Source organism: Nocardioides sp., assembly GCF_035429765.1.
Classification (GTDB): domain Bacteria; phylum Actinomycetota; class Actinomycetes; order Propionibacteriales; family Nocardioidaceae; genus Nocardioides.
In genome coordinates this window covers 1-4,700 of record NZ_DAOMFK010000192.1, presented here as the reverse complement: position 1 = coordinate 4,700, position 4,700 = coordinate 1, and the positions used below count along the sequence as shown (strand labels likewise).

Annotated in this window: 5 protein-coding genes; all 5 read left to right on the top strand. The window is 74.5% G+C overall.

Going from position 1 to position 4,700, the window contains the following annotated elements:
* The coding region (locus PLP61_RS14115) for an enoyl-CoA hydratase-related protein (RefSeq protein WP_324503384.1) at positions 1–615 on the top strand (615 nt) is incomplete at its 5' end.
* Positions 608–1,312: a dihydrofolate reductase family protein gene (locus tag PLP61_RS14110; protein WP_324503383.1), complete on the top strand. Its 705-nt coding sequence runs from the start codon at positions 608–610 to the stop codon at positions 1,310–1,312. The genes PLP61_RS14115 and PLP61_RS14110, both read left to right, overlap by 8 nt.
* Before the next feature lie 37 nt (positions 1,313–1,349).
* Entirely contained in the window at positions 1,350–3,149 is a 1,800-nt protein-coding gene (locus PLP61_RS14105) for a putative nucleotidyltransferase substrate binding domain-containing protein (protein ID WP_324503382.1), read from the top strand.
* Positions 3,128–3,814, top strand: a complete 687-nt coding sequence (locus tag PLP61_RS14100) for a 3'-5' exonuclease (protein WP_324503381.1) — start codon at positions 3,128–3,130, stop codon at positions 3,812–3,814. Before PLP61_RS14105 ends, PLP61_RS14100 begins: the two co-directional genes overlap by 22 nt.
* Positions 3,815–3,940: 126 nt before the next feature.
* Positions 3,941–4,609 (top strand): TetR/AcrR family transcriptional regulator, encoded by a 669-nt coding sequence (locus PLP61_RS14095; RefSeq protein ID WP_324503380.1) that lies wholly within the window; start codon positions 3,941–3,943, stop codon positions 4,607–4,609.
* Positions 4,610–4,700: the final 91 nt, after the last annotated feature.

The following is a 4,700-nucleotide window of genomic DNA, read 5'->3' as shown; positions in this document are numbered from 1 at the left end:
GTGCTGGTGCTGCGCGGCGCTGGTGGGCGGGCGTTCGCGGCGGGCAACGAGATCACCGACTTCCTCGACACCGACGCGGCGGCGTACGAGGCGCTGATCCGCGGCCTGCTGCGTGAGCTGTTCGAGCTGCCGCAGGTGACCGTCGCCGTGGTCGAAGGGGTCTGCGTCGGCGGCGGCCTGGCCGTGGCCACGCACTGCGACCTGCGGGTGGCGACGCCCGGGTCGCGCTTCGGCTACCCGATCGCGCGGACGCTGGGCAACGCGCTGTCGGCCTCGGTGCTCTACCGCTGCCTGGCGGTCTTCGGCGAGGCGCTGACCCGGGAGATGCTGCTGACCTCGCGGCTGGTCCCGGCCGACCGGGCGTACGCCGTCGGCGCGCTCGTGTCGGTCACCGAGGACCCCGACGCCGAGCTGGCCGAGATCGTGGACGGGCTGCTGTCCGCCTCGGCGGTGACGCTGCGGGCGACCAAGCAGCAGCTCGTGGCGCGGGCGCGCGTGCTCGAGGCGGAGCCGGAGGGTGACGACGAGCTCCTGCGTGAGGTGTACGCAGGCGCCGACTTCGCCGAGGGCGTGCGGGCCTTCACCGCCAAGGAGAGGCCGGTGTTCCGTGGCTGAGCCGAGGATGCGGGTCCTCGTGGACCCCCGTGGCGGGGGCGGTGGCCAGGACGTCGTCACCGACCTGGCCGCCTTCTACGCGCCGGTCTCGCTGCCGTGGCTGCGGGTGAACATGGTCTCGACGGTCGACGGCGCGGCGACCGGCGCGACCGGGAAGAGCGACTCGGTCAACAACGACGCCGACAAGCTGGCCTTCGACGCCCTGCGGGTCCAGGCCGACGCCGTGATCGTGGGCGCCGGCACCGCTCGGATCGAGGGCTACCACACCATGGAGAAGCCGCTCGTCGTGGTGTCCCGGTCCGGGCGGGTCCCCGAGACGCTGCGCGGCTCCACCCGCGGGAACCTGCTGATGGCCACCTGCGCCGCGGCCGCCGACCTCCCCGCCACCCGCGAGCTGGTCGGTGAGGAGAACGTGCTGCTGCTCGGCTCGCACCGGGTCGACCTGACCGCGCTGCGCGCGCGTCTCGTCGAGCGTGGCCTGCGCAACCTCCTGTGCGAGGGCGGCCCCCACCTGCTGCGCGACCTGCTGACCGCGGGCGTGGTCGACGAGCTCGACGCCACGGTGGTGCCCAAGCTGGTCGGCGGGCTAGGGCCGCGCATCACCGACGGGCCCCTGGTCGAGGTGCCGCTGCGGCTGCACGGGCTGCTGGAGTCCGACGGGACGCTCCTGGCGCGCTGGTTGGTCGGCGTACGCTGACGCGCGGCGACCCCAGCGCACGGAAGGCGGCCGGCAGGTGCAGGAGTTCATCGACTTCCTCGGCAAGCAGGCGCCGTACGACCTGCTCGACGAGGACGACCTGGAGCGGCTCGCGCGCCGGGTCGAGGTGGAGTACTTCCCGGCCGGCGCGGTCATCTCGCCCGACGACGAGCGGGTGGAGAAGCTCGCGGTCGTGCGCACCGGGATGGTGCAGGTGCTCGAGGGCGGCCGGGTCGTCGACGAGCTCGGCCCCGGCGACACGGTCGGCCACCTCGCGGTGCTGTCCGGGCTGCGGCTCTCCCAGACCATCCGGGCGATCACCGACACGCTGCTCTACCTGCTGCCCGACCCGCGGCCCATCCTCGCCCACCCCGACCGGCTGTCGTTCCGGGCCCGCGGCGGCGTCCGCAGCCTGCTCAGCGGCGCAGCCGACTACGCGCTGCGGCCGGTCACCGAGTTCATGCGCGCGCCGCTGTGGTGCCCACCGGGTATGCCGGTGCGCGAGGCCGCCCGGCTGATGACCGAGGGCCGGCAGTCCTGCGTGCTGGTCAACCTGGGCGACGCGCTGGGGATCATGACCGACAGCGACTGCCGCCGGTACGTCGCCACCGGCGAGGTGTCCGTCGACGCGCCCGTCGGGCAGATCGCCACCAGCCCGGTACGCACCATCGACCACGCCGACCCCGCGGCGATGGCGTTCTTGATGATGGTCCAGCACGGGGTGCACCACCTGGTGGTCACCGACGAGGACGACCGGGCGGTGGGGGTGTGCCGGGTCGTGGACCTGTCCACCGCCGACGTCCGCGACCCGCTGGCGGTGCGCGCCACGATCGACGCCGCCGACACCGTCGAGGACCTGGCCCTGGCCGCTGCCTCGATCCGGCCCGCGGCCGTGGAGCTGTTCAGCGCGGGGGTACCGGTGCTGCGGATCGGCGCGCTGACCAGCGCGCTGGTGGAGGCCGTGGTGGAGAAGTGCATCGGGTGGGTGCCGCCGTTCGCCGGGGACGAGGGGGACTTCGCCTGGCTCTTCCTGGGGTCGCTGGCCCGGCGCGAGCCGCTGCCGGTCTCCGACGTGGACACCGCACTGGTGTGGCGGGCGCCCGGGTACGCCGAGCGCAGCGAGGAGCTGCAGGCCGCCGCGGACCAGGTGCTGCGGCTGGTCGAACGGTGCGGGCTGTCGCGCTGCCCGGACGGCGCGAACGCGGACAACCCGCTGTTCAACCGCTCCTTCAAGCTGTGGGTTGCGGCCGCGCGGCACTGGGAGGAGCACTCCGAGGGCCCCGGCGCTCTGCTGCTCGCCGCGATGCTCGCCGACAGCCGCCCGATCACCGGGCTGCGGCTGGGACGCGCCCTGGAGCGCAAGGTCCGGTCGACCCCGGAGAACCCGCAGTTCCGGCGCCGGATGCTGCTGGAGGCGCTGGCGAAGAAGCCGCCGGTGGGGTTCGTGAAGGACTTCGTCGTCGAGCCGGACGGGGAGCACAAGGGCGAGCTGGACCTGAAGAAGCGGGGGCTCGGGCCGATCGTCGCCATCGGCCGCTGGGTGGGCATCTGCACCGGCAGCACGATCAGCTCCACCCAGGACCGGCTGGCGAGGGGGGCCGAGGCGGGTCTGCTCTCCGCCGACGAGTCCCAGCAGCTGCGGCACGCGCACCAGGACATGTACGAGCTGCTCTTCGAGCGGGAGATCGAGGCCCTGCGGGCCGGGGCCGCCCCGTCGACCTGGGTGGACCCGCGCAGCCTGGACACGCTGAGCCGCCGGCACCTGCGGGAGTCGTTCAAGTCCATCGGCCGGGTGCAGGAGCGGCTGGAGGGCGAGTGGATCGGGCGGCACCGCTGAGGGCGCGGCTGGCCCGGGCCCGGCCCTGGCCGTGCCCCGCCGACGGCCTGGGCTGGCGCGAGGCCGAGCTCGCGGTCATCGACGTCGAGACGACCGGGCTGGACCTGCGCCGCGACGAGGTGATCTCGATCGGGGTGGTGCCGGTCCGGCACGGCCGGATCGCCGCCGACCGGTGGTACCAGGTGGTCCGGCCGGAGCGGGCCATCGACCCCGAGGCGGTCAAGGTGCACGCCCTCACGCCCGGCGAGCTCGAAGCGGCGCCACCGCTGGCCGGCGTACTTCCCGAGGTGCGGGCGCGGCTGCGGGGGCGGGTGGTCGTGGCGCACGCCGCGTGGGTGGAGCGGGCGTTCCTGGACCGCGCGCTGGCGCCTTCTCGCGAGCGGCTGCCGAAGGAGCTGGTGGACACGGCCGCGCTGGCGCGTGCCGCGGGGGTACGCCGGCTGGCCACCCACGAGCCCGACCTGGAGCTGCTCGCCCGCGACCTGGACCTGCCGGTGCACACCCCGCACCACGCGCTCGGCGACGCCCTCACGACCGCCCAGGTGCTCCTCGTGCTGGCCACCCGGCTGGAGGCCGCGGCCGGCGACTCCGCCGACCGGGACCCCGGTGAGCCCGCCCTCACCGTGCGCGACCTGCTCCGGCTCACCCGCCGCCACTCGCGCTGAGCGGTTAGTACGGTCCCAACGCGGGGTCTCCCCGGCGTTTCCACCCCGCGTTGGGACCGTACTAACTGGGTGGGTGGGCGGAGTCAACGGTGTTGACAAGGGCGTTGACGGTGGTCAGGATGCGGTGTGCCCACCTCCACGAGGACCCGTCCCGAGCTGTCGCGGGAGCGGATCCTGGACGCCGCGCTGGCCCTGGTGGACCGGGAGGGCGAGAAGAAGCTCACCTTCCGCCGGCTCGGTGCCGAGCTGGGCGCCGACCCGACCGCCTGCTACCGGCACTTCCGAAGCAAGGACGACCTGCTGCTCGCCCTCGGCGACCGGCTGCTCGGCGACGCCATGGACCAGGTCCCGGACGGGCAGCCCTGGCGCGAGACGCTGGGCCAGCTCGGCCTGGCCGTGTTCCGCGGCCTGCTGCGGCACCCGCGGCTGGCGGTCCTGGTCGGCGTCCGCACCACCCAGGGCGAGCAGGAGGCCCGCGGCATTGAACGGGTGCTCGCCGCGCTGGAGTCGGCCGGGCTCTCGGTCCCCGAGGCGGTGGACATCTGGCACGCCGTGGGCGACACGATCCTCGCCTGGGCCGCCTTCGAGGCGACGTACGCCGCCCTGCCCGACGACGTACGCCGCCAGGACAGCACCGCGTGGACCACGACCTACCGGCAGGCACCCGCCGACCGGTACCCGCACATCGCGGCGGCGGGACCGTTCCTGCAGCAGGAGTACGACGCGTTCCCGCTCGCACTCGACCTGCTTCTGGACGCGATCGCCGCCCGACTCGACGACCGGAGGAACCCATGACCCACCCCCTCACCCGCCGCAGCCTGCTGGGCGCCGGCGCGGCCGCCGGAGCCGCGGTCGCGCTGGGCGAGTCGGTGCCCGCCTCCGCCAC